Raw genomic sequence first — 22,664 nt, 5'->3', positions numbered from 1 at the left:
ACACCGGTTTCAGTGAGAAGTCCGCAGCAGAAAGGGGCACGCCGCAGATGCGCGACGCGCGACGAATCAGCGCTCGGGAGGTCTCACAGGGTGTACAAGGGCACGTCCTTGCCTTGGCGACTTGCTGGCGACTTGGCTCGGCAGCAAGGTAATGGCGTACAGCGGCGCTGCTCCACTGGTTTTCGAGCGATGAAACGCAGCCTGACCGCGACAGCCGCCGTGGCCGCGCTCCTGGCCGCCACGGGACCTGCCTGGTCCGCTCCGGATCGGGCCTCGGCCGCGGACCAGGCCCGCGAGCTCGAGAAGTTCTGGACGCCGCGGCGCATGGCCGAGGCCGAGCCGGTCGAGGAGCAGCAGGCCCGCGAAAGACCGCCGCCCTCGGCCTCGCCCTCGCACACCTTCAAGGGCATCAAGGAAGTCGGCACCTTCTACTGGGCGCAGAAGGCGGGCGACGACTACCCGGACCGCTACGACTACCGCTTCTGCGGCGGCACCGTCGTCCCGTCACCGGGCAAGAACCTGGTCGCGTCGGCGGCGCACTGCTTCGACAGCGACGGCCGGAGGCGAAAGAACTTCGTCTTCGTGCCGCAGCACAGCGCGAAGAGCCCGATGCCGCACGGCATGTATCCGATCAACGAGGGCCACATCTTCAAGGACCCCGGATACACGGGGTCAAAGGAGAGCGAGGAGAACTTCACCGACGTCGACGTCGCGTTCCTCGCCACCGAGCCGCGCGGCGACGGCAAGGAGGTCGAGAGCGTCGTCGGGGCCGTCCCGATGGGTTTCAACACCGGCTTCCACCACACCGTGCACGCCATCGGCTACCCGTATCTGTACGGCGGCGGCAACTACAGGCCGAAGCAGGACCCGCTCAGCTGCACCACGCCGACGAAGAAGTACGTCACGGGGAACACGGAGGACAGCGGCGGCCGGCTCTGGCGCGGCGGCACCTTCACCGAGATCAACTGCGATGGATACGTCGGTGGGACCTCGGGCGGCCCCTTCATCACCGCGGGTGGCGAGCCACCCAGGCTGATCGGCGTCACCGGCGGCTGGATGACCGGCGGCCACAGCGCCGACACCTCGTTCGCGTCGTACTTCGACGACGACGTCAAGCGGATCTACGACACCGCGAAGGCGGGAGTGAATGTGCCACTCCCGCCTTCACGTCGACCCGTTCCTCCCGCAGCTGCGGGTCCCGCCGAGGCGGCTCCCGCAGGTGCGGGTCAGCTCAGCAGCTCCACCTCCGCGAGCGTCGCCGAACCGTCCGGGACGAGCCGGTAGTGCCGGTACGTCCCCGGATCGCCGATCGTGAACACCCGGGTCTGCTTGTCCCAGGCGAAGGACTCGCCGGACCGCTTGTCCAGTTCCTTCCACTTATCGCCGTCGGTCGAGCCCTCAAGGACCCAGCCGTGCGGCGCCTTCGCCTTGTCGGCCGACGACGTCAGCGTGTACTGCACGGCCTTGGTCTCCTTGCCGACCGGCAGCTCCACGGCGGATGCCGAAGTGGCGTCCGTGTCCGACGTGTTGTCGAAGAGCGCGCCCTCACCCTTGATGGCGTCACCGCGCGGCGACGGCACCTTGTCGTCCTGCGTGATGGACGACGGCTGGGCGTCCTTGCCCGTGCCCCATGCCGAGGGCTTGGGTCCCATGTCGAACTCCAGGACACCGCCTCGTGCGATCTCCTTGTGGGGAAGGGCAGTTGACGTCCACTTCTTGCCGTTGACCTTCAAGCCCTGGACGTACACGTTCTTCGCGCTGTTCTTGGGTGCCTTGACGACCAGGTCGCGACCGCCGTCCAGGTGCACCGTCATCTTGGTGAACTGAGGCGAACCGATCGCGTATTCGCCGCTGCCCATGACCAGCGGATAGAAGCCGAGCGAGGAGAAGAGATACCAGGCCGACTGCTCGCCGTTGTCCTCGTCGCCGTGGTAGCCCTGCCCTATCTCGCTGCCGGTGTAGAGGCGGGAGAGGACCTCGCGGACCTTCTCCTGCGTCTTGGACGGCTGGCCGGCCGCGTCGTACATGTAGGCGACATGGTGAGCGACCTGGTTGGAGTGCCCGTACATGCCCATGCGTACGTCGCGTGCCTCGGTCATCTCATGGATGACACCTCCGTAGGAGCCCGCGAACTCGGCGGAGCCTGTCTCCGGAGTGGCGAAGTACGTGTCCAGCTTGTCTCCCAGGCCCTTCCGGCCGCCGTACAGGTTCGCCAGACCGCGCGAATCCTGCGGGGCGGTGAAGGCGTAGCCCCAGGCGTTCGTCTCCGTGTAGTCGTAGCCCCACACGCGCGGGTCGAACTTCTCCGAGGGGACGCGCCAGTCGCCCTTCTTGTCCTTGCCCTGGAAGAAGCCGGGGGCAGTGCCTCCTCCTGCCGCCTTGCCGTCGAAGAGCTTCACGTACTCGCGGGCGCGGTTGAGGAAGTACGCGGACTCCTCCTTGTAGTGCTTCTTGCCCGTCTTCTTGAAGAGGGCGTCACCCATCTTTGAGATGCCGTAGTCGTTGAGATAGCCCTCAAGCGCCCAGGACAGGCCCTCGTGGGTCTCGCTGGGGGTGTAGCCGAGGAAGGGCGACGTCTCCATGCCCTTGCGTCCGACGCCCGAACTCGGCGGCACCACCGTCGCGTTCTTCAGTGCCGCGTCGTACGCGTCCTCGGCGTCGAAGTCCACGCCCTTGACGTACGCGTCGGCGAACGCGACGTCGGATGACGTGCCCGTCATCAGGTCCGCATAGCCGGGTGATGACCAACGCGACGTCCAGCCACCGTCCTTGTACTGCTGGACGAAGCCGTCGACCAGCTCACCCGCCTTCTTCGGGGTGAGTAGGGAGTAGGCGGGCCAGGTGGTGCGATAGGTGTCCCAGAAGCCGTTGTTGACGTACGGCTTTCCGTCGACGATCTTCGCGCCGGTGTGGGTCGGGGTGTCCGGTCCCGTCTGCGGCGAGAAGGGAGACGCGTACTGGTACTTCGACTTTCCGCCCGCCGAAGTCACCTTCTCGAAGCCCGAGTTGGGGTAGAGGTACAGGCGGTAGAGGGAGGAGTAGAGCGAGGTCCGCTGGCCCTCGCTCGCGCCTTCCACCTCGACCTTGCCGAGGATATCGTCCCAGCTCTTCTGGGCGCGGTTCCGCACGCCGTCGAAGGACGTGCCGGACGGGATCTCGCCGTCGAGGTTGGCCTTGGCCTGGTCGAGGCTGATGAGCGAGGTCGCGAGGCGCAGGTTGACCGTGCGGTCCTTGCCCGCCTTGAAGCGCAGATAGCCGGTGACATCACCGCCACCGCCGCCGTCGAGCTTGCCGCCCGCGGTGACGGGCGCGTCGAAGGTCCCGTACACGAAGAGCCGGGTGGCGCCGGTCGACAGGCCGGACTTGACGTCCGAGAAGCCGCTCACCACACCGCTCTCCTTGTCGAGGGTGAGGCCGCCCTTCTCCGAGACGTTGTCGAAGATGACGCTGGCGTCGTCACCGGGATAGGTGAACTTCATCATCGCCGCGTGATCGGTCGGCGCCATCTCGGCCTTCAGACCGTTCTCGAACGTCACGCCGTAGTAGTGCGGCTTCGCCGTCTCCTTCTCGTGCTTGAAGGGCAGTGCGCGCTTGGTGCGGTCCGCGGACGGCGTGTCCTTGTCGACCGACGGCATCATCTGGAATGTCTGCCGGTCGCCCATCCACGGGCTCGGCTCATGGCTGGCGCTGAACGCCTGGATCGTCGGCAGGTTGTCCGCGTTGTTGCCGCGCGCGTAGTCGTAGAGCCAGCTCAGGGAGCCCGCGTTGGTCACCGGCGTCCAGAAGTTGAAGCCGTGCGGGACGGCCGTCGCGGGGAAGGTGTTGCCGCGCGAGAAGCCGCCGCTGGAGTTCGTGCCGCGGGTGGTGTCCGCGTAGTCCGAAGGATGGGCCTTCGGCTTCGCGGGCGCCTTCTCCTTCAGGGATACGTCGTCCACCCAGCCGCGGAACTTCGCCGGGCCCTTGGGGGAGTCGTACGCGACGAGCACCCGGTCGACGGTCTTGCCGCCCGCGACCTGCCCGATCCGCGCGGCCACGTTGTTCCACTGGTTGACGTAGAGACCCTTCGCGGCGCCCTGGCCCTGCGGGTCCAGCGGGAAGCCGTGCTGGTCCATGGCCTTGAGATCACTCAGATAGGTGCCATCGGTGAAGGCCAGGTCCACGGACACGTTCGTGGCGTCGTAGTCGAGGTCGCCTTCCGCCATCGAGGGGAAGATCCGGTAGGACAGCTCGGTGTCACGCCGCACCGAGACGTTCACGTCGAAGACCTTGTTGTACGAGTAGCCGCGGGCGTCCACCTTGTGGGTGCCCGCGTAGCGCAGCGCGCGCTTGCCGGTGAACCCGGCGCCCGACTTCGCGGTCGGGGAGCCGCTGGGGCCCCGGTCCACGAGGGAGAGCATGTCCTCGGGGGCGGGCGTCTCGCTGCCGCCGACGGAGAGCTGGACGTCGGAGAGCTGGAGGGCGTCGGACGCGCCGTTGTTGGCGGTGACGTCCAGGCGGTAGTGCGCGTACGCGGTGCCGTTCTCGAACTCGTACTTCTTGGTCTGGTGGCGCTTGTCGAACGCCTCGCCCTTTCGGCTGTCCAGATCCTTCCAGTCCTTGCCGTCCGTGGAGCCCTGGAGGGTCCAGTCCTTGGGGTCGCGCTCGTCGTGGTCGTTCGCCGACGTCAGGGCGTACGTCACGACCTTCGCCGGCTCGTCGAGGTCGAACTCGGCCCAGCCGGTGGGCTTGAAGGTGAGCCACTTGCTGGTGGGCTCACCGTCGATCAGGTTCTCCTTGACCTCGCCGCCGCCGGAGTTCTCGCCGCTGGCGCGGACCTCGGTGACGTGGTCGTTCACACTGCCGGGGATCCCCGCACTGAACGCGCCGTTGACACCGGCGGTCCGCTTCTTGCCGTCGGGTCCCGTCTCCACGGTGTTCAGCCAGTCAGGCTGGGCGTCGCCCTCCTCGAACGAGGAAACGAACGCCTCGTCGGCTTTGGGCGGTTCCTCCGGTTTGGCGACCGCGGCGCCCTGCGCCGTCGCGACGAGCGTGAAAGCCGCCGCTCCGAGGACCGCGGCCGAACGGTGGTGTCTGAAGCGAGGTCTGCGTGATCTGTGCGGCATCCCCGAGCCCCTCCCTGCGAGTTGGACAACGTTGTCACATCGCTGCGCAAGGTCCAGTAGGGCCGCAAGTGGCGTGTGGTGTCAAGGCTGTTGAAACGGTCAGAAGGAGTCGGTGGTGGACCGGGGAAAGTCCAAAGGGATCGGAGGAGGGAAGCGGGGCCGGGCCTCGGCGCCACCGATTCCCCCGGTCGAATTTGCTCACGCCGTGAACGAACCAGTCCATATCTCCGAGAGGTCTCAACTCGGGAAAGACTGCTGGCCGAAGCTGCATTCGATCTTGCTCTGTCGCCGAAGAGTGGACTATACCTATCGGCACCCTGAGTGGCGGGTGTGCGAGCCCTTGCCAAGTAGATTTCGCACGTTCAGCACGACCGAGCTTCAAATGACCCGCGGTGTCGGGCCCTTCGCCACTGGCGAGCTGTCGGGAGCCCCGTACGCCGCCTGAGTCCTGGAGAAGGCGAGGACTTGAGCATGGGATCCACCAGCATCAACCGTCGTGACGTGATGAAGAGGGCGGCGGCCACCGGCCTTCTCGCGGTACCGGCCGTGGGCGCGCTGAGTTCCTGCGCCAGCAGTGGCGGCGACGAGAACAAGGCCGAAAAGGGCAAGAAGTCCAAGAAGAATCCGCTCGGCGTGAAGGCGGACGCCGGACTCGCGGTCTACATCTTCAACGGTGGATACGGCGACAAGTACGCCCAGTTCGTCACGGACATGTACGCCAAGAAGTACCCGAAGGCCGCACCGAACCAGAAGGCCACCGAGAGGATCGCCACTCAGGTACAGCCGAAGATCGTCCGTGGCAAGCCGACGGCGGACGTGGTCAACAACTCCGGCGCCGAGCAGATGAACATCGGCAAACTGGTGCACAACAAGCAGGTCGCCGACCTCGGCGAGGTGCTCGACGCCCCCTCGTGGGACAACCCGGACGTCACGGTGCGCGAGACGATCGTGCCGGTGGTCGAACAGCAGGGCACCTTCGGCGGCAAGGAGTGTTACCAGCTCAACATCGCGTCGACGGTCTACGGCAACTGGTACTCCAAGAAGCTGCTCGAACAGGGCTTGGACTCCGAGTACCCGAAGACCTGGGACGAGATGCTCGCGGTCTGCAAGAAGGCCAAGGCCAAGGGCATCCACGGCTGGAGCTACCCGGGCGGCCACCCCCGCTACATGTTCTTCAGCATGTACGCGATGTTCGCTCAGCGCGGCGGCCGCGACGTCATCGACGCCATGGACTACCTGGAGCCGAACGCCTGGAAGCACGACGCGGTGAAGGACGTCTTCGAGGCCTGGGAGGAGCTCGTCGCCAAGAAGTACGTCCTTACCGGCTTCGACGGCAAGGAAGCGCACACGGAGATGCAGACCGCCTGGACGAAGGAGGGCAAGTGCGTCTTCGTGCCCGACGGCTCCTGGGTGGAGAACGAGGCCAAGGACACCACGCCGAAGGACTTCCAGATGGCGGTCGGCGCGACCCCGTCCCTGGACTCGAGCGACAAGATGCCGTTCGGCACGCTCTACGCCCCCGCCGGTGAGCCGTTCATCGTCCCCTCCAAGGCCAAGAACGTGCAGGGCGGCATGGAGTGGATGCGGATGATGTACAGCAAGGAGGCCGCCCTGAACCTGTTCAAGGAGGTCGGCTCGATCCCCGTGGTCAAGGGCGCCATCGACGGCGAGAAGCTGCCGTCCGGTACGGCGAGTGCGAAGGCGGCCATCGAGGCGGCCGGTGAGAACGTCGTCATCCCCAAGTTCTACGACTGGTACAACGAGCTGTTCCGCGAGGACTTCAACAACATGATCGCCAAGTTCATGCTGGGCCAGATCGGCACCAAGCAGGCGATGGACATCATGCAGAAGGCTTCCGACCGGGTCCTGAAGGACCCGGACATCAGCAAGATCAAGAAGGCCTGAGCAGCAAGGCCTGAGCAGCACCGGAACCGAGAACGCGGGCACGTGAGCGAGGCGGGGCGGAGTGGCGTGACGACTGACACCCGGGTGGACGATCCCCCACCTTCGAAGAAGGCACCGGACCGGCCAGGCGGGACCAAGAGGCCGAACCGGCTGCTGTTCGTCATCGCGGTGCTGCTTCCGCCCCGCTTCACCCCCGAGAGCGTGCGCTACGACCGGCGCTACCGGACGCTCGACAAGTACCGCTTCATCGTGGGGTTCCTGGCGCTGCCGCTCGCGTTCTACGCCCTGTTCGTCATCTCGCCCTTCATCCAGGCGATCTACTACTCGTTCACCGACTGGTCCGGCGGACCGGTGGCGAACTTCATCGGCTTCGACAACTTCACGAAGATGTGGAACGACGAGCGCTTCTGGGACTCCCTGAAGGTGAGCGTCACCCTGGCGGTCGTCGCCCCGGTGGTCACTCTGGTGCTCGGCATGTTCTTCGCGTACATGATCACGTCGGGCGGCAGGCACCGTAAGGGCCAGGCCATCGCCGGTGTCGCGGGCTCGGCGGTCTACAAGGTCGTCTACTTCTTCCCGCAGGTCCTGTCCGTCGCCATCATCGCCGTCGTCTGGGGCCGCGTCTTCAACACCAACAGCGGCCTGATCAACGGCGGCCTCGGCAAGATGGGCGTCGAAGGACCCGCCTGGCTCGGCGGCGACCGCTCCCTCGCCCTCATCGCCGTACTCGTCGTGCTCTCCTGGAGTTTCGTCGGCTTCTACGTGGTGCTGTTCTCCGCCGCGATGGGTGCGATCCCCAAGGACATCTACGAGGCCGCGCTGCTCGATGGAGCGGGCCGGGGGCGGACCTTCTTCAGCGTGACGCTTCCGCTGATCTGGGACACGGTCAGGACCGGCTGGATCTACATGGGCATCCAGGCGCTCGACTCGTTCGCGATCGTCCTTGTCATGGTGCCCGAGCACGTCCTGAAGGTCACTCCGGTCTTCCTGTACGAACGGTTCCGTGACGGGCAGTACGGCTATGCCACCTCCATCGGCGTCGTCCTCCTCCTCCTCAGCATGACGTTCTCGCTGATCGTCATGAGGATCGGGAATCGCGACCGGATCGAATACTGAGACCGCGGGAGCCACTGCATCATGACCACGACCACCGCGCCCCGCACCGATGGAGCCGACGCACCCCGCCGCGAGGGCGGCAAGGCGGGCGGCGCGACCCTGAACGTCTTCTCGCACGCCTTCCTCGTCCTGTGGGTGGTCCTCGCGGCAGGCCCCCTCGTCTGGGTCGCCCTCACCGCGTTCCGGCCATCGGTCGAGATCCTCAGCGATCCGATGGGCTGGCCGTCCTCCTTCCACTGGGAGAACTTCACCCATGCGTGGACCGAGGCGAACATCGGGCAGTACGCCCTCAACTCGCTGATCATCCTCGCGGGTTCGCTGACCGGCACCATGCTGCTCGGTTCGATGGCGGCGTATGTGATCGCCCGCTTCACCTTCCCGGGCAACCGGCTGATCTTCATGCTCTTCGCGGGCGGCATGATGTTCCCCGTCATCCTCGCCCTCGTCCCGCTCTTCGCGGTCATGGAGAACTTCGGCCTCCTGGACACCCGTCCCGGCCTGATGATCGCGTACATCGCGTACTCGCTGCCCTTCACCGTCTTCTTCCTGACGTCGTTCTTCCGTACGCTGCCGACCGGCGTCCAGGAGGCGGCGATGGTCGACGGGGCCTCGCACACGCGCACGTTCTTCCAGATCATGCTGCCGATGGCGAAGCCGGGCCTGATCAGCATCGGCATCTTCAACTTCCTCGGCCAGTGGAACCAGTACCTGCTTCCGCTGCTGCTCAACAACGAGGAGGAGAGCAGGTACGTGCTGCCGCAGGGCCTCGCGTCGCTCGCCGTGTCGCAGGGCTACCGGGGCGACTGGGGAGCGCTTTTCGCAGGCCTGACCATCGCGATGGTGCCGGTACTCGTCGTGTACGCGGTCTTCCAGCGGCAGGTGCAGGCGGGCCTCACCGCGGGGGCTCTCAAGTGACCCCGACCGCCGGTGATTTCAGCTTGGCCACGAAAGTGGTCTAGGCCTGTTGCGGCAATTCCGGCCGTGAGTAATGTCGGCCCCACGGCGCTGCGGGGGGATCTTTGCCCGCGTTCAAGTCGACACCGATGTCGAAGGGTTGAACAGCATGAGGAATCGAGTAATCGCCACCGGTGCGGCAACGCTCGCGATGGCACTGGGACTCAGCGCCTGCGGCGGTGACAGCGACAGCGGGGACAGCAAGACCATCAAGCTCGTCGCCGCCGACTACGGGGACAAGGCTTCCAACGCCTCCAAGAAGTACTGGGACGGCGTGAAGAAGGAGTTCGAGAAGGAGAACAAGGGCTACAAGGTCGACGTCCAGGTCATCAACTGGAACGAGATCGACAAGTCCGTCAAGAACATGATCCAGGCGGGCAACCAGCCCGACCTCCTGCAGACCGGCGGCTACGCCGACAAGGTCGCGGACGACCTGCTCTACAAGGCCGACGATGTCCTGTCGCCCAAGACGCAGGAGAACCTCATCCCCACCTTCGCCAAGGCCGGCGAGGTCAAGGGCACGCAGTACGGCATCCCGTGGGTCTCCTCGAGCCGCGTGATGTTCTACAACAAGGCCGTCTTCAAGAAGGCGGGTGTGAAGACGCCGCCCAAGACGTGGGACGAGGTCGCAGCGGCCGCCAAGAAGATCAAGTCCTCCAAGGCTGCCGAGACCCCGTACGCCCTCCCGCTCGGCCCCGAGGAGACCCAGGGCGAGACGATGATGTGGGAGCTCGGCAACGGCGGTGGCTACACCGACGCGAGCGGCAAGTACACGCTGGACAGCGCGAAGAACGTCGAGACCTTCGACTGGCTCCAGAAGAGCCTGGTCAAGCCCGGCCTCACGTACTCCAACCCGGCATCCACCGACCGCAAGACGGCCTTCGCCGACTTCGCGGCGGGCAAGGTCGGTATGCTCAACGGCCACCCGAGCCTCATCCAGATGGCCAAGGACGGCAAGGTCGACTACGGCGTCGCGCCGATCCCCGGCAAGACGGGCCCGCTGGACTCCACCCTCGGTGTCGCCGACTGGATGATGGCGTTCAAGGACGGCGGCGCGGAGAAGGAAGGCGTGAAGAAGTTCCTGGACTTCACGTACTCCAAGAAGATGCTGCAGTTCGACGAGATGTACAACCTGATGCCTGTCACCCAGGACACGCTCAAGACGATGCAGTCCAGCGGCAAGCACAAGGACCTGGAGCCGTTCTTCAAGGTCCTGCCGAACGCCAAGTTCTACCCGCTCGGCGACACCTCGTGGGACGTCATCTCCGCCGAGATGAAGAAGACCGGTGGCAAGGCCGCGAGCGACGACCCGAAGTCGGTCCTCGGTGACCTGCAGAAGAAGGCGGAATCCGCGGCTGCCGAGAACAAGTAGCAGCCGAGCGGCCCCACTTCATCCCGTACGCCTTCATCCCGTACGTCCCGTTCGCTAGGAGACCTTGTGTCACTGAAGGCCCCTCCGCCCCCGGCCGACACCGGCCGGGGTCGGAGCGGGCGCGCACCCAGGCCGGTGAGCCGTCGCAGCGGGATCGCCCGGCTCGGCCCGCTGCCCTGGATAGCGCCCGTCATCCTGCTGATCCTCGCCGTGGTCATCTGGCCGGTCGTCGAGCTGATCCGCACCTCGTTCCTCAACATCTCCATCGCCGGCATCGTGCGCGGCAGCGCGGGGACCGACAAGTACAAGAAGCTCTTCGACGAGACCGACTTCGGGGCCGTGCTGCTCTGGACGGTCGTATGGACCGTCGTCGTCGTGAGCGTGACGATGCTGCTCTCGCTGGCCCTCGCCCAGCTGTTCAACCAGAAGTTCCCCGGCCGCACCGTCACCCGCTGGGCGCTCATCGCACCCTGGGCGGCGTCCGTCCTGATGACCGCCATCGGCTTCAAGTGGATGCTCAACCAGACCGCGGGCGTGCTCAACACGGTGATGCTGGACCTCGGCCTCATCGACCATTCCAAGGACTGGCTCGGCAAACCGGAGACGGCCTGGCCGTGGATGATGGCCGTCGCGGTCTTCGTCTCGCTGCCCTTCACCACGTACACCCTGCTCGCCGGATTGCAGACCATCCCGGGCGAGGTCTACGAGGCGTCGCGGATCGACGGGGCGAGCCCCTGGCAGACGTACCGGCACATCACGCTGCCGATGCTGCGGCCCGCGTTCCTCGTCGGTGTGGTCATCAACCTCATCAACGTCTTCAACTCCTTCCCGATCATCTGGGCCATGACGCAGGGCGGTCCCGGCTATGACACCTCCACGACCATGGTGTTCATGTACAAGCTGAAGGAGACCGACATCGGCGAATCCGCCGCCATGTCCGTGGTCAACTTCGCGATGGTCGTCGTGCTCGTGCTGATCTTCCTGAAGGTCAGCCGGTGGAACGAGGAGGACTGATGGCCACCGCGACGGCGCCCCGCGCGGGGTCCCCGAAGGGCCCCCCGCAGCAGCTCAAGCCCAAGCGCACGTTCCGGCCGCGCACGCTGGTCATCACGGTCGTCGCCTGGGCGCTCGCGGCGATCTTCCTGGCGCCGTACCTGGAGATGATCGTCACCGCGCTCCGCCCCAAGGGCGAGCTGCGGGACCGGACGTATCTGCCGCAGCACCTGGAGTGGTCGAACTTCATCGAGGTCTGGAAGGAGTCGGAGCTCGGCCAGAACCTCCAGGTGACCTTGCTGGTCGCGGGCGGGGCGACGCTCCTGGTGCTCCTGGTCTCGCTGCCCGCCGCGTACTACACGGCGCGTATGCGCTACCGCGGACGCAAGGCCTTCCTGCTCCTGGTCCTGATCACTCAGATGTTCCAGCCCACCGCCCTGCTTGTCGGTCTCTACCGTGAGTTCCACCAGCTGGACATGCTCAACTCGGTCTGGACGCTGATCATCACCAACGCGGCGTTCAACCTCGCGTTCGCGGTGTGGATCCTGACGGCCTACATCAGCTCGATCCCGCCCGAGCTGGAGGAGGCGGCCATGGTGGACGGCACGAGCCGCTTCGGCGCCATGGTGAAGGTGACCCTGCCGCTCGCGCTGCCCGGTGTGGTGACGGCCGTGATCTTCACCTTCATCACCTCATGGAACGAGTTCGTGATGGGCCTCACGCTCACCACCGAACCCGACAAGCAGCCGCTGACCGTCGGCATCAACAACTTCATCGGTGCCTACACCGTGGAGTGGAACTACCTCTTCGCGGCGTCCGTGGTGGCGATCGTGCCGGTCATCGTGCTGTTCGCCTTCATCGAGCGGCATGTCGTCTCGGGTCTCACCGCGGGATCGGTCAAATAACGGATCGGCCCTCTCAGGCCGGGTCTGGGTGGTTTGGGGTGCATCCTCACCACTTGGACCCGGCCTGTACCGCTGTTCAGGAGTGCCTATTTCCGTCAAGGACTTGACTGCGCCAACCCGTTCAGCAGAGCTTGGAGTTCACAACTTGTACGGGCGGCGAAGGTGCCGTTACGTCATCAACGTCATACGGAATAAGGGTGGCTGAGTCAATGGAGACTCCGGGGTCGCAGTCGTCGCTGCACCGGGCCAATCTCGAGCGGGTCGTACGTGCCGTACGGCTCGCCGGGTCGCTCACTCAGGCGGAGATCGCAAGGACGACGGGTCTGTCAGCGGCCACGGTCTCCAACATCGTCCGGGAGCTCAAGGACGGCGGAACGGTCGAGGTCACGCCCACCTCGGCAGGCGGCCGCCGGGCCCGCAGCGTCTCCCTCAGCGGCGACGCGGGCATCGTCATCGGCGTCGACTTCGGCCATACGCACCTGCGCGTGGCCGTCGGCAACCTCGCCCACCAGGTGCTCGCGGAGGAGGCCGAGCCGCTGGACGTGGACGCGTCGGCGGCGCAGGGCTTCGACCGTGCCGAGCAGCTGGTCAGCAGGCTGATCGCGGCGACCGGCGTCGACCGCGCGAAGATCACCGGCGTCGGCCTCGGCGTGCCGGGACCCATCGACGTGGAGTCCGGGACGCTCGGCTCGACGTCGATCCTGCCGGGCTGGACGGGCACCAAGCCCGCCGAGGAGCTGGGGGGCCGTCTCGGCGTCCCCGTGCACGTCGACAACGACGCCAACCTCGGCGCGCTGGGCGAGCTGGTCTGGGGGAGCGGCCGAGGAGTCAAGGACCTCGCGTACATCAAGGTCGCGAGCGGTGTCGGCGCCGGTCTGGTGATCAGCGGCCGGATCTACCGCGGCCCCGGCGGCACGGCGGGCGAGATCGGGCACATCACTCTGGACGAGTCGGGCCCGGTCTGCCGCTGCGGCAACCGCGGCTGCCTGGAGACCTTCACGGCGGCCCGTTATGTGCTGCCCCTGCTCCAGTCGAGCCACGGCACCGATCTGACCATGGAGCGCGTGGTCGCCCTCGCGCGTGACGGGGACCCGGGCTGCCGGCGGGTCATCGCGGACGTCGGGCGGCACATCGGCAGCGGTGTGGCGAACCTCTGCAACCTCCTGAACCCCAGCCGTGTCGTCCTCGGCGGTGACCTCGCGGAGGCCGGTGAGCTGGTCCTGGGGCCCATCAGGGAGTCCGTGGGGCGCTATGCCATCCCCAGCGCCGCGCGTCAGCTCTCCGTGCTTCCAGGGGCCCTCGGGGGCCGCGCCGAAGTCCTTGGCGCACTGGCACTCGCGCTCAGTGAAATGGGCGATTCGACCCTTTTGGACGGCTCGCTGCCCGCGACCGCACCTGCCTTCACTTAGATAACGCATGGCACCGTTGTCATCTCGTTAAGGATTTACTCCTTGACGCTGGTGTGGCGGCCGAGTTGACTTCGAGCCACCTCGGCCGCAACGACGCGGCCACGTCAGGGAGGTTCCCAGATGAACACGCGTATGCGTCGTGCCGCTTTTGCCGTTGCCGCCACCACCATGGCCGTCACCCTCGCCGCTTGTGGCAGTGCGAAGGAGTCCGGTGGTGACAAGAGTGATGAGAGCTCGGGTGCCAAGAAGGGCGACGCGCTCAACATAGGTCTGCTCCTGCCGGAGAACGAGACCGCGCGTTACGAGAAGTTCGACAAGCCGCTGATCGAGAAGCACGTCAAGGAGCTGACCGACGGCAAGGGCAAGATCACCTACGCGAACGCCAAGCAGGACGCGAACACCCAGAACCAGCAGGCCGACACGATGATCACCAACAAGGTGGACGTGTTGATCGTGGACGCGGTGGACTCCAAGGCGATCGCCGGGTCGGTCAAGAAGGCCAAGGAAGCCGGTATCCCGGTCGTGGCGTACGACCGCCTCGCCGAGGGCCCCATCGACGCGTACACCTCGTTCGACAACGAAGAGGTCGGTCACGTCCAGGGCAAGGCCCTCCTCGAGGAGCTCGGCGACAAGGCGAAGGACGGTGAGATCGTGATGATGAACGGCGCGATCACCGACCCGAACGCCAAGCTCTTCAAGAAGGGCGCCGAGGCCGAGCTCAAGGGCAAGGTCAAGATCGGCAAGTCGTACGACACCAAGGAGTGGAAGGCGGTCAACGCCAACGCCAACATGGAGGGCGCGATCTCGGCGATCGGCAAGGACAAGATCGTCGGCGTCTACTCCGCGAACGACGTCATGGCGGGCGGCATCATCACCGCCCTCAAGGCCGCGGGCATCTCCAAGCTTCCGCCGGTCACCGGCCAGGACGCCGAACTCGCCGGTGTGCAGCGCATCGTCTCGGGCGAGCAGTTCATGAGCGTCTACAAGTCGTACCCGAAGGAGGCCGAGGTCGCCGCGAAGATGGCCGTGGCGCTCGGCAAGGGCGAGAAGCTCGACTCCATCGCCAAGACGACCGTCGACAGCCCCACCGCCAAGGACGTTCCCACCGTGCTCGTGCCGGTCGTCTCGCTGACCGACAAGAACATCAAGGAGACCGTCATCAAGGACGGCATCTACGCGGTCGACGAGATCTGCACGGCCAAGTACAAGGCCGACTGCTCCAAGGTCGGCCTGAAGTAAGTCCCCCCGATTCTCCGGGACTTCACCACCATTGAGGCCTGTCCGGTGTCCCGCTCCAACAGCCCCGCAGCTCAGGCGGGGCACCGGACAGAAACGCGCACCGGCCGCTGAGCCAGTTCTCGTTTCTCGTTCTTCTCGTTCTCTTCTGTTCAACCTCCCGCCGGTCAGGCGGCGAAGGAGATGGTTCACGTGTCCGCTACGCCCGTGTTGGCGTTGCGCGGGGTCTCCAAGCGATTCGGTGCCGTCCAGGCGCTCACCGATGTAGAGCTTGAGGTCCACGCCGGTGAGGTGGTCGCCCTGGTCGGCGACAACGGCGCAGGAAAGTCCACGCTGGTCAAAACGATCGCCGGCGTGCATCCCATCGATGACGGCGTCATCGAGTGGGAGAGCAGGACCGTCCAGATCAGCAAGCCGCACGACGCCCAGGACCTGGGCATCGCGACCGTCTACCAGGACCTCGCGCTGTGCGACAACATCGACGTCGTAGGAAATCTCTACCTCGGGCGTGAGCTGCGCAGGCGCGGTGTGCTCAACGAGGTCGAGATGGAGCGCCGCGCCCGCGAGCTCCTCACCACGCTCTCGATCCGCATACCCAGCGTCCGCATCCCGATCGCCTCGCTCTCCGGCGGTCAGCGGCAGACGGTGGCGATCGCCCGCTCGATGCTCGGCGAGCCCAAGCTCGTCATCCTCGACGAGCCCACCGCCGCCCTCGGCGTCGAGCAGACCGCACAGGTCCTCGACCTGGTGGAGCGGCTGCGCGAGCGTGGCCACGCGGTCATCCTCGTCAGCCACAACATGGCGGACGTCAAGGCCGTCGCGGACAAGGTGGCGGTGCTCCGGCTCGGCCGGAACAACGGGATCTTCGATGTGAAGACCACCTCGCAGGAAGAGATCATCTCCGCGATCACGGGCGCCACGGACAATGCCGTGACCCGTCGCGCGGCGCGCAACGTGGAGGTCCAGAAGTGAGTATCGAGAAGACCTCCACACCGGGCGGCGCGCCCGTCGACGCCCCGGCCGCCGCAGCCGACGCCGTCACCGCGGTGGACCCCCGCCTGCTCGTGCGCGAGCAGGGCTTCGCGGGCTACCTCACCGAGTTCAAGCGGAAGACGCGCGCCGGTGACCTGGGTTCCATCCCGGTCGTCGTCGGCCTCATCATCATCTGGGCGATCTTCGCCAGCATGAACTCGCGCTTCATGACCGCGGAGAACCTCAGCAACATCTCCGTCGCCATGGTCGGCACCGGCATGATCGCGGTCGGCGTCGTCTTCGTGCTGCTGCTCGGCGAGATCGACCTGTCGGTCGGCTCGGTCAGCGGTGTCTCGGGCGCGGTCGCCGCCGTGCTCGCCGTCACCCACGGCACACCCGAGTGGGTCGCGATGATCGCGGCCGTCCTCACCGGCACCGTGATCGGCACCATCCACGGCTTCTTCTTCGCGCGCATCGGCGCCCCGGCGTTCGCCGTCACCCTGGCAGGCCTGCTGTTCTGGCAGGGCTTCATGCTCCAGATCCTGGGCGACAACGGCACCATCAACCTGGACTCCGAAGGCCCGATCGCCAAGCTGACCTCGTACTACTTCACGGACGTCGCCGCGGCCTACGGCCTCGCGGTGATCGGGGTCGTCGCCTTCTTCCTGTCGTCCTTCCTGGACAGCCGCCGCCGTGACGCGGCAGGTATCCCGTCGAGGCCGCTCAGCGAGATCGTGGTGCGCACGGTGGCCCTCGCCATCGGCGCCTTCGCCGCCGCGATCATGTTCAACCAGTACAAGGGCCTGCCCCTCGCCCTGGTGATCTTCCTGGTCTTCCTGGTCGGCACCGACTTCGTGCTGCGCCGCACGACGTACGGCCGCAAGGTCTTCGCACTCGGCGGCAGCGTCGAGGCGTCCCGCCGTGCGGGTATCAACGTCACCCTGGTCCGTACGTCGGTCTACGCGATCGCCGGCACGTTCGCGGCGGCGGGCGGCCTCTTCATGGCCTCCAAGATCGCCGCGGCCAACCAGGGCGCCGGTACCGGTGACCTCCTGATGAACGCCATCGCGGCGGCCGTCATCGGCGGTACGAGCCTCTTCGGTGGCCGTGGCCGCACCTGGAACGCCCTCCTGGGCGTCATGGTGATCACCTCGATCCAGTACGGCCTGGCACTCGAGGGCATCGCGACTCCGGTCCAGTACATGATCACCGGTGGCGTACTGCTCGCCACGGTCGTCATCGACTCCGTGACCCGCAGGACCCAGAAGACGGCAGGACGCGCCTGACCTGCCAGAACCCAGTGCAGGGCTGCCCGGTACCGCAATGGCGCGGTGCCGGGCAGCTCTTTTCGTACCGCCGATCGCGTGACGCGGAACTCGCATCCCGGACGCCGTCGTCAACCGAGGAACATTAGACTCAACAGGCCCGGCAACATCCGGTCAACGCTCGAACAGCTCTACTGCAAGGAGGCACGGGTGCCGCTGCTGACCCGCATCAGGGGACCGCGCGATCTGGACCGGCTCAGCCCGGAAGAGCTGAACCAGCTGGCCGGTGAGATCCGCGCCTTCCTCGTCGACGCAGTCTCCAAGACAGGCGGCCACCTCGGCCCCAACCTCGGCGTGGTCGAGCTCACGATCGCCATGCACCGCGTCTTCGAGTCGCCGCAGGACAAGGTGCTCTTCGACACCGGCCACCAGAGCTATGTGCACAAGCTGCTCACCGGCCGCCAGGACTTCGGCAAGCTGCGCACCAAGGGCGGCATCTCCGGCTACCCCTCGCGCGCCGAGTCCGACCACGACGTGATCGAGAACTCCCACGCGTCGACGGTCCTCGGCTGGGCCGACGGCCTCGCCAAGGCCAACGAGGTACAGGGCAAGGACGACCACGTCGTCGCCGTCATCGGCGACGGCGCGCTCACCGGCGGCATGGCCTGGGAGGCGCTGAACAACATCGCGGCCGCCAAGGACCGCCCCCTGGTGATCGTCGTCAACGACAACGAGCGTTCGTACGCCCCGACCATCGGCGGCCTCGCGAACCATCTGGCGACCCTGCGCACCACGGACGGCTACGAACGCTTCCTGGCCCGCGGCAGGGACCTCCTGGAGCGCACCCCGGTCGTCGGCAAGCCCCTCTACGAGACGCTGCATGGCGCGAAGAAGGGCCTGAAGGACTTCATCGCCCCGCAGGGCATGTTCGAGGACCTCGGCCTGAAGTACGTAGGCCCGATCGACGGCCACGACATCGAGGCCCTGGAGTCCGCCCTGGTGCGCGCCAAGCGCTTCGGCGGCCCGGTCATCGTGCACTGCATCACCGAGAAGGGCCGCGGCTACAAGCCCGCCGAGGAGGACGAGGCCGACCACTTCCACGGCATCGGCCCCATCCACCCCGACACGGGCCTGCCCATCAGCGCGGGCGGCATGGACTGGACGTCCGTTTTCGGCGAGGAGATGGTCAAGCTCGGCCATGAGCGCGAGGACATCGTCGCGATCACGGCGGCCATGCTCCAGCCGGTCGGCCTGCGGAAGTTCGCCAAGGCGTTCCCCGACCGGGTCTACGACGTGGGCATCGCCGAGCAGCACGCCGCCGTCTCCGCGGCGGGCCTGGCCACCGGCGGCCTGCACCCCGTCTTCGCCGTGTACGCGACGTTCCTCAACCGCGCCTTCGACCAGCTCCTGATGGACGTGGCGCTGCACAAGTGCGGCGTCACCTTCGTCCTGGACCGCGCCGGGGTCACCGGCACGGACGGCGCGTCGCACAACGGCATGTGGGACATGTCGATCCTCCAGTGCGTGCCCACCCTGCGGATCGCCGCCCCGCGCGACGCCGACCAGGTCCGCCTCCAGCTGCGCGAGGCCGTCGAGGTCAAGGACGCCCCGACCGTCGTGCGCTACTCGAAGGGCGCGGTCGGCCCGGCGGTCAAGGCCGTCGGCAAGGTCGGCGGCATGGACGTCCTGCGCAAGGCGGGCACGCGGCGGCCCGACGTCCTCCTGGTCTCCGTGGGCGCGCTCGCTCCCATGTGCCTGGAGATCGCCGACCTCCTGAACAAGCAGGGCATCACGACGACCGTCGTCGACCCCCGCTGGGTCAAGCCCGTCGACGAGGCGCTCGCCCCGCTCGCCGAGCAGCACCGCGTGGTCGTCACCGTCGAGGACAACTCCCGCGCCGGAGGCGTCGGTTCGGCCGTCTCCCAGGCGCTGCGCGACGCGGGCGTGGACGTACCGCTGCGTGACTTCGGCATCCCGCCGCGCTTCCTGGACCACGCGTCGCGCAAGGAGATCATGGCCGAGATCGGCTTGACCGCCCCGGACATCTCCCGCCAGGTGACCGGTCTGGTGGCCAAGCTGGACGGCAGGTTCGAGCGGACGGCACCCGTGGACTCGGTCGACGCGGCGGAGCCCGCGCGGGACTGAGGCTGCGCGCGACTGAGTCAACCAGCACCGCCGATGGGCCGGTTTCAGCACCCTGTACGGGTGGTGGAACCGGCCCATTCGCGTGAATAGGCTCGCGCCGGGACCTGCGGGGTACTCGCCCTCTCGATCATGTCGGGGACGACAAGCGTGGAGGTAGGTCCGTGGCAAGCAGTCTTTTCAGAACGAAGAGCATCGAGCAGTCCATCGAGGACACCGAGGAGCCCGAGCACGCGCTCAAGAAGTCGCTCTCCGCCCTCGATCTCATGGTCTTCGGCGTCGGCGTCATCATCGGCACCGGCATCTTCGTCCTGACCGGGAAGGTGGCCAAGGAGAACGCGGGACCCGCGACCGCGCTGGCGTTCGTCGCCGCCGCCATCGTCTGTGCCCTCGCGGCCCTGTGTTACGCCGAGTTCGCCTCGACCGTCCCGGTGGCCGGGTCGGCGTACACCTTCGCCTACGCCTCCATCGGTGAGCTGCCCGCCTGGATCATCGGCTGGGACCTCGTCCTCGAATTCGCCCTGGGTACGGCCGTCGTCGCGGTCGGCTGGTCCGGCTACGTGCGCTCCCTGATGGACAACGCGCACTGGCATCTGCCGAGTGCGCTGGAAGGCCCCGATGTGCCGGGCGGCACCTTCGACATCCTGGCTTTCGTGCTGGTCCTGGTACTGACCGCGATCCTGGTGGTCGGCATGAAGCTGTCCGCCAACATCACCGCGGTCGTCGTGGCCGTCAAGGTGACGGTGGTCATGATCGTGATCATCGCGGGTCTCTTCTTCATCGTGGGTGACAACTACTCGCCGTTCATCCCCGACGCGGTGACCCCGGAGGCCGGGGTGGGCTGGGAAGACGCCCCCATGGCTCAGCTGATCTTCGGCTACGAACCCACCAACTTCGGCATCATGGGCATCTTCACCGCGGCCTCCGTCGTCTTCTTCGCCTTCATCGGCTTCGACGTGGTGGCCACCGCCGCCGAGGAGACCAAGAACCCGCAGCGCGACATGCCGCGCGGCATCCTCGGCTCGCTCCTCATCTGCACGGTGCTTTACGTGGCCGTCTCGCTCGTGGTCACCGGTATGCAGCACTACACCAAACTGTCCGTCACCGCGCCCCTCGCCGACGCCTTCAAGGCCACCGGACACCCCTGGTACGCCGGCGCCATCAGCTTCGGTGCCGCCGTCGGCCTGACCACCGTGTGTCTGATCCTGCTGCTCGGGCAGACGCGTGTGTTCTTCGCGATGAGCCGCGACGGTCTGCTGCCGCGCTTCTTCTCCGTCACGCACCCGCGCTTCAAGACCCCTTACCGCCCGACCATCCTCCTTGGCGTCCTCATCTCCGTCATCGCGGGCTTCACCAGCATCAACGAGCTCGCGACCCTGGTGAACATCGGCACCCTCTTCGCGTTCGTCGTCGTGGCCGTCGGCGTGCTTGTCCTGCGCCGCACCCGCCCCGAACTGCACCGCGCCTTCCGCACCCCGCTGGTGCCGCTCGTGCCCATCCTTTCGGTGGCCGCGTCGGTGTGGCTGATGCTGAACCTGCCGGGCGAGACCTGGCTGCGGTTCGGCGTCTGGATGGTGCTCGGCTTCGTCGTCTACTTCGCGTACGGGCGCTCGCACAGCCGACTGGGCAGGCGGGGGAAGCAGACCGCGGCCGGTGACACCCCGTAGTCCGTATGCTCGGCGAGCCCCCCGCCCCGCTACGCTCCGTACGCACGCTCGGGCCGCCGCGCCCGCGTGCGGAGCGGGCCCCGGCGCCCTCCGCGAGGTACTGGCCGCGCCTGATCCCCCTCCTCGCGGCACTGGCCTGCGTCACCCGGATCCCTTCCTTCCGGTGGCCGCTGTGGAGCCCGGACGAGGGCTATCTCGCCGTCCAGGCAAGGATGCTGGCGGACGGGGGGGTGCTCTACGAGACGGTCGTCGACCGCAAGCCGCCGCTCGTCCCCTGGCTGTACGAGGGTGCGTTCGCGCTCTTCGGCGACGCGACGCTGCTCCCGCTGAAGGTGCTCGCTGTGGCGGCCCAGCTCCTGACCGCCGTCCTCCTCGCCTGCATCGCCCGGCGCCGCTGGGGCGACCGCGCGGGCCGCACGGCGGGCGTGCTCTACCTTCTCGTCTCGGTCGGGCTCAACCCCGAGGACGCCCAGGCGGCCACCTTCGAGGTCTTCATGCTGCCGTGCGCGACGGCCGCGATGTGGTGCGCGGACCGGCGCCGATGGGCGGCGGCCGGGACCGCGGTGGCCTGCGCGTTCCTGGTCAAGCAGACCGGGGGAGCGGTGCTCGTGCCGGTGGCGTGGCTGCTGTGGCGTGGCGGGGCGCCCCGGCGGCACGTGGCGCGCCTCGCGGCGGGCCTGTGCGGCCCCGTCCTCGCCGTGGCCGTCCTGACGACCCCTGCGGGTTTCGCGTTCTGGACGGTGACCGGTTCGGGCGCGTACGCCTCCTTCGCAGGATCCGAACTCCATGTCTTCGGCCGGGGGCTGGCGAATTCACTGATCCTCGCGGGGGCCTGTGCGGGGATCATCCCGCCGGTCGTACGCGTCCTGCGCGTCGCCCGCACCGGGGCGGCGGAGCTGTGGCTGTGGCTCGCGTCCTCGGTGGCCGCGGTACTGCTCGGCTTCCACTTCTTCGGCCACTACTACCTGCAACTCATGCCGCCGCTCGCCCTGTTGGGCGCGGCGGCGCTGCAGATCCTGCCACGGGAGCGTACGGCCAGGGCGATCGTCGCCACGGGGTGCTCGTGTGCGGTGTTCCTGGCCTGGGGTCTCCTGGCTCCGCGCCCCGAACTGGCACATGCGGCACGGCTCGCGAAGGTGATCGAGTCCCGTACGGGACCCGCGGACAAGGTCCTCGTGTGGGGGATACACCCAGAGACGTACTGGCTCGCCGACCGCGCTCCCGCCAGCCGCTACCTCACGGCCGGGCTGCTCACCAACTACAGCGGGGGCCGCAACGGACCGCAGGTGGGGGAGAAGTACGCGGTCGACGGCGCCTGGCCCGTCTTCCGGGAGGAGCTGCGGCGGCAACCACCGGAGCTGGTGGTCGACGACTCCCGGGGCAAGCCGTACGGCCCGGACCGGGTGCCGTCGCTGCGGCGGGCGCTCACGACGGCCTACCGGCCGGTGCTGCGGGTCGGGGGAGCGGTGGTGTACGCGCGGGTGGACCGGGGGCGGTGAATCCGCGTTCGGGCAGCGGGACGGCTGGGGCCCTAGGGCGCTTCTGATGGATCTCCGTGGGAGAAGGAGCGGCGTTCGGTGCGTGCGCTCGGCGTGCGGTGTGAAGGGTCATGTGGCGGAGCCACCT

The 22,664-nt window shown here is 67.2% G+C and carries 15 protein-coding genes; 14 read left to right on the top strand and 1 reads right to left on the bottom strand.

The window, feature by feature from the left end; all coding sequences use genetic code 11:
• Positions 1-189 precede the first annotated feature (189 nt).
• Positions 190-1,284: a trypsin-like serine peptidase gene (locus ACGFSB_RS27015; RefSeq protein ID WP_393404312.1), complete on the top strand. Its 1,095-nt coding sequence runs from the start codon at positions 190-192 to the stop codon at positions 1,282-1,284.
• Here the strand turns inward: ACGFSB_RS27015 and ACGFSB_RS27010 are convergent.
• Entirely contained in the window at positions 1,227-5,102 is a 3,876-nt protein-coding gene (locus ACGFSB_RS27010; RefSeq protein ID WP_393404309.1) for a GH92 family glycosyl hydrolase, read from the bottom strand. The genes ACGFSB_RS27015 and ACGFSB_RS27010 overlap by 58 nt on opposite strands.
• A gap of 471 nt (positions 5,103-5,573) precedes the next feature.
• On the opposite strand from ACGFSB_RS27010, the gene ngcE reads away from it, so the two are divergent.
• From ngcE to ACGFSB_RS26945, 13 genes are all read left to right on the top strand, one after another.
• A complete protein-coding gene (ngcE, locus tag ACGFSB_RS27005; protein WP_393404307.1) occupies positions 5,574-7,007 on the top strand; it encodes an N-acetylglucosamine/diacetylchitobiose ABC transporter substrate-binding protein in 1,434 nt (477 codons plus the stop codon).
• A gap of 201 nt (positions 7,008-7,208) precedes the next feature.
• Positions 7,209-8,123: a carbohydrate ABC transporter permease gene (locus ACGFSB_RS27000; protein ID WP_393404867.1), complete on the top strand. Its 915-nt coding sequence runs from the start codon at positions 7,209-7,211 to the stop codon at positions 8,121-8,123.
• A 21-nt stretch (positions 8,124-8,144) separates the two neighbouring features.
• On the top strand, positions 8,145-9,038 hold the full coding sequence (locus ACGFSB_RS26995) for a carbohydrate ABC transporter permease (protein WP_393404305.1): 894 nt from the start codon (positions 8,145-8,147) through the stop codon (positions 9,036-9,038).
• Between the two features lie 148 nt (positions 9,039-9,186).
• The gene (locus ACGFSB_RS26990) at positions 9,187-10,449 is read left to right on the top strand and encodes an extracellular solute-binding protein (RefSeq protein ID WP_393404302.1); all 1,263 of its coding nucleotides are present in this window, start codon (positions 9,187-9,189) and stop codon (positions 10,447-10,449) included.
• A gap of 135 nt (positions 10,450-10,584) precedes the next feature.
• The gene (locus ACGFSB_RS26985; protein ID WP_393404300.1) at positions 10,585-11,463 is read left to right on the top strand and encodes a carbohydrate ABC transporter permease; all 879 of its coding nucleotides are present in this window, start codon (positions 10,585-10,587) and stop codon (positions 11,461-11,463) included.
• Positions 11,463-12,347, top strand: coding sequence for a carbohydrate ABC transporter permease (locus tag ACGFSB_RS26980; protein ID WP_393404297.1), 885 nt, complete (start codon positions 11,463-11,465; stop codon positions 12,345-12,347). Before ACGFSB_RS26985 ends, ACGFSB_RS26980 begins: the two co-directional genes overlap by 1 nt.
• Positions 12,348-12,556: 209 nt before the next feature.
• The gene (locus ACGFSB_RS26975; RefSeq protein ID WP_393404294.1) at positions 12,557-13,756 is read left to right on the top strand and encodes an ROK family protein; all 1,200 of its coding nucleotides are present in this window, start codon (positions 12,557-12,559) and stop codon (positions 13,754-13,756) included.
• 120 nt (positions 13,757-13,876) lie between these two features.
• Positions 13,877-14,995, top strand: a complete 1,119-nt coding sequence (locus tag ACGFSB_RS26970) for a substrate-binding domain-containing protein (protein WP_393404291.1) — start codon at positions 13,877-13,879, stop codon at positions 14,993-14,995.
• 180 nt (positions 14,996-15,175) lie between these two features.
• Positions 15,176-15,964, top strand: coding sequence for an ATP-binding cassette domain-containing protein (locus tag ACGFSB_RS26965; protein ID WP_393404288.1), 789 nt, complete (start codon positions 15,176-15,178; stop codon positions 15,962-15,964).
• Entirely contained in the window at positions 15,961-17,250 is a 1,290-nt protein-coding gene (locus tag ACGFSB_RS26960; RefSeq protein ID WP_393404284.1) for a sugar ABC transporter permease, read from the top strand. The genes ACGFSB_RS26965 and ACGFSB_RS26960 overlap by 4 nt, the downstream gene beginning before the upstream one ends.
• A 189-nt stretch (positions 17,251-17,439) precedes the next feature.
• Positions 17,440-19,374: a 1-deoxy-D-xylulose-5-phosphate synthase gene (dxs, locus tag ACGFSB_RS26955; RefSeq protein WP_393404281.1), complete on the top strand. Its 1,935-nt coding sequence runs from the start codon at positions 17,440-17,442 to the stop codon at positions 19,372-19,374.
• A 161-nt stretch (positions 19,375-19,535) separates the two neighbouring features.
• On the top strand, positions 19,536-21,038 hold the full coding sequence (locus ACGFSB_RS26950; protein ID WP_393404279.1) for an amino acid permease: 1,503 nt from the start codon (positions 19,536-19,538) through the stop codon (positions 21,036-21,038).
• A 5-nt stretch (positions 21,039-21,043) separates the two neighbouring features.
• The gene (locus tag ACGFSB_RS26945; protein ID WP_393404277.1) at positions 21,044-22,537 is read left to right on the top strand and encodes an ArnT family glycosyltransferase; all 1,494 of its coding nucleotides are present in this window, start codon (positions 21,044-21,046) and stop codon (positions 22,535-22,537) included.
• The last annotated feature ends 127 nt before the right edge of the window (positions 22,538-22,664 follow it).

It is taken from the genome of Streptomyces sp. NPDC048441 (assembly GCF_043200235.1).
Lineage (GTDB): Bacteria > Actinomycetota > Actinomycetes > Streptomycetales > Streptomycetaceae > Streptomyces.
This window is presented reverse-complemented; position numbering and strand designations above follow the sequence as displayed.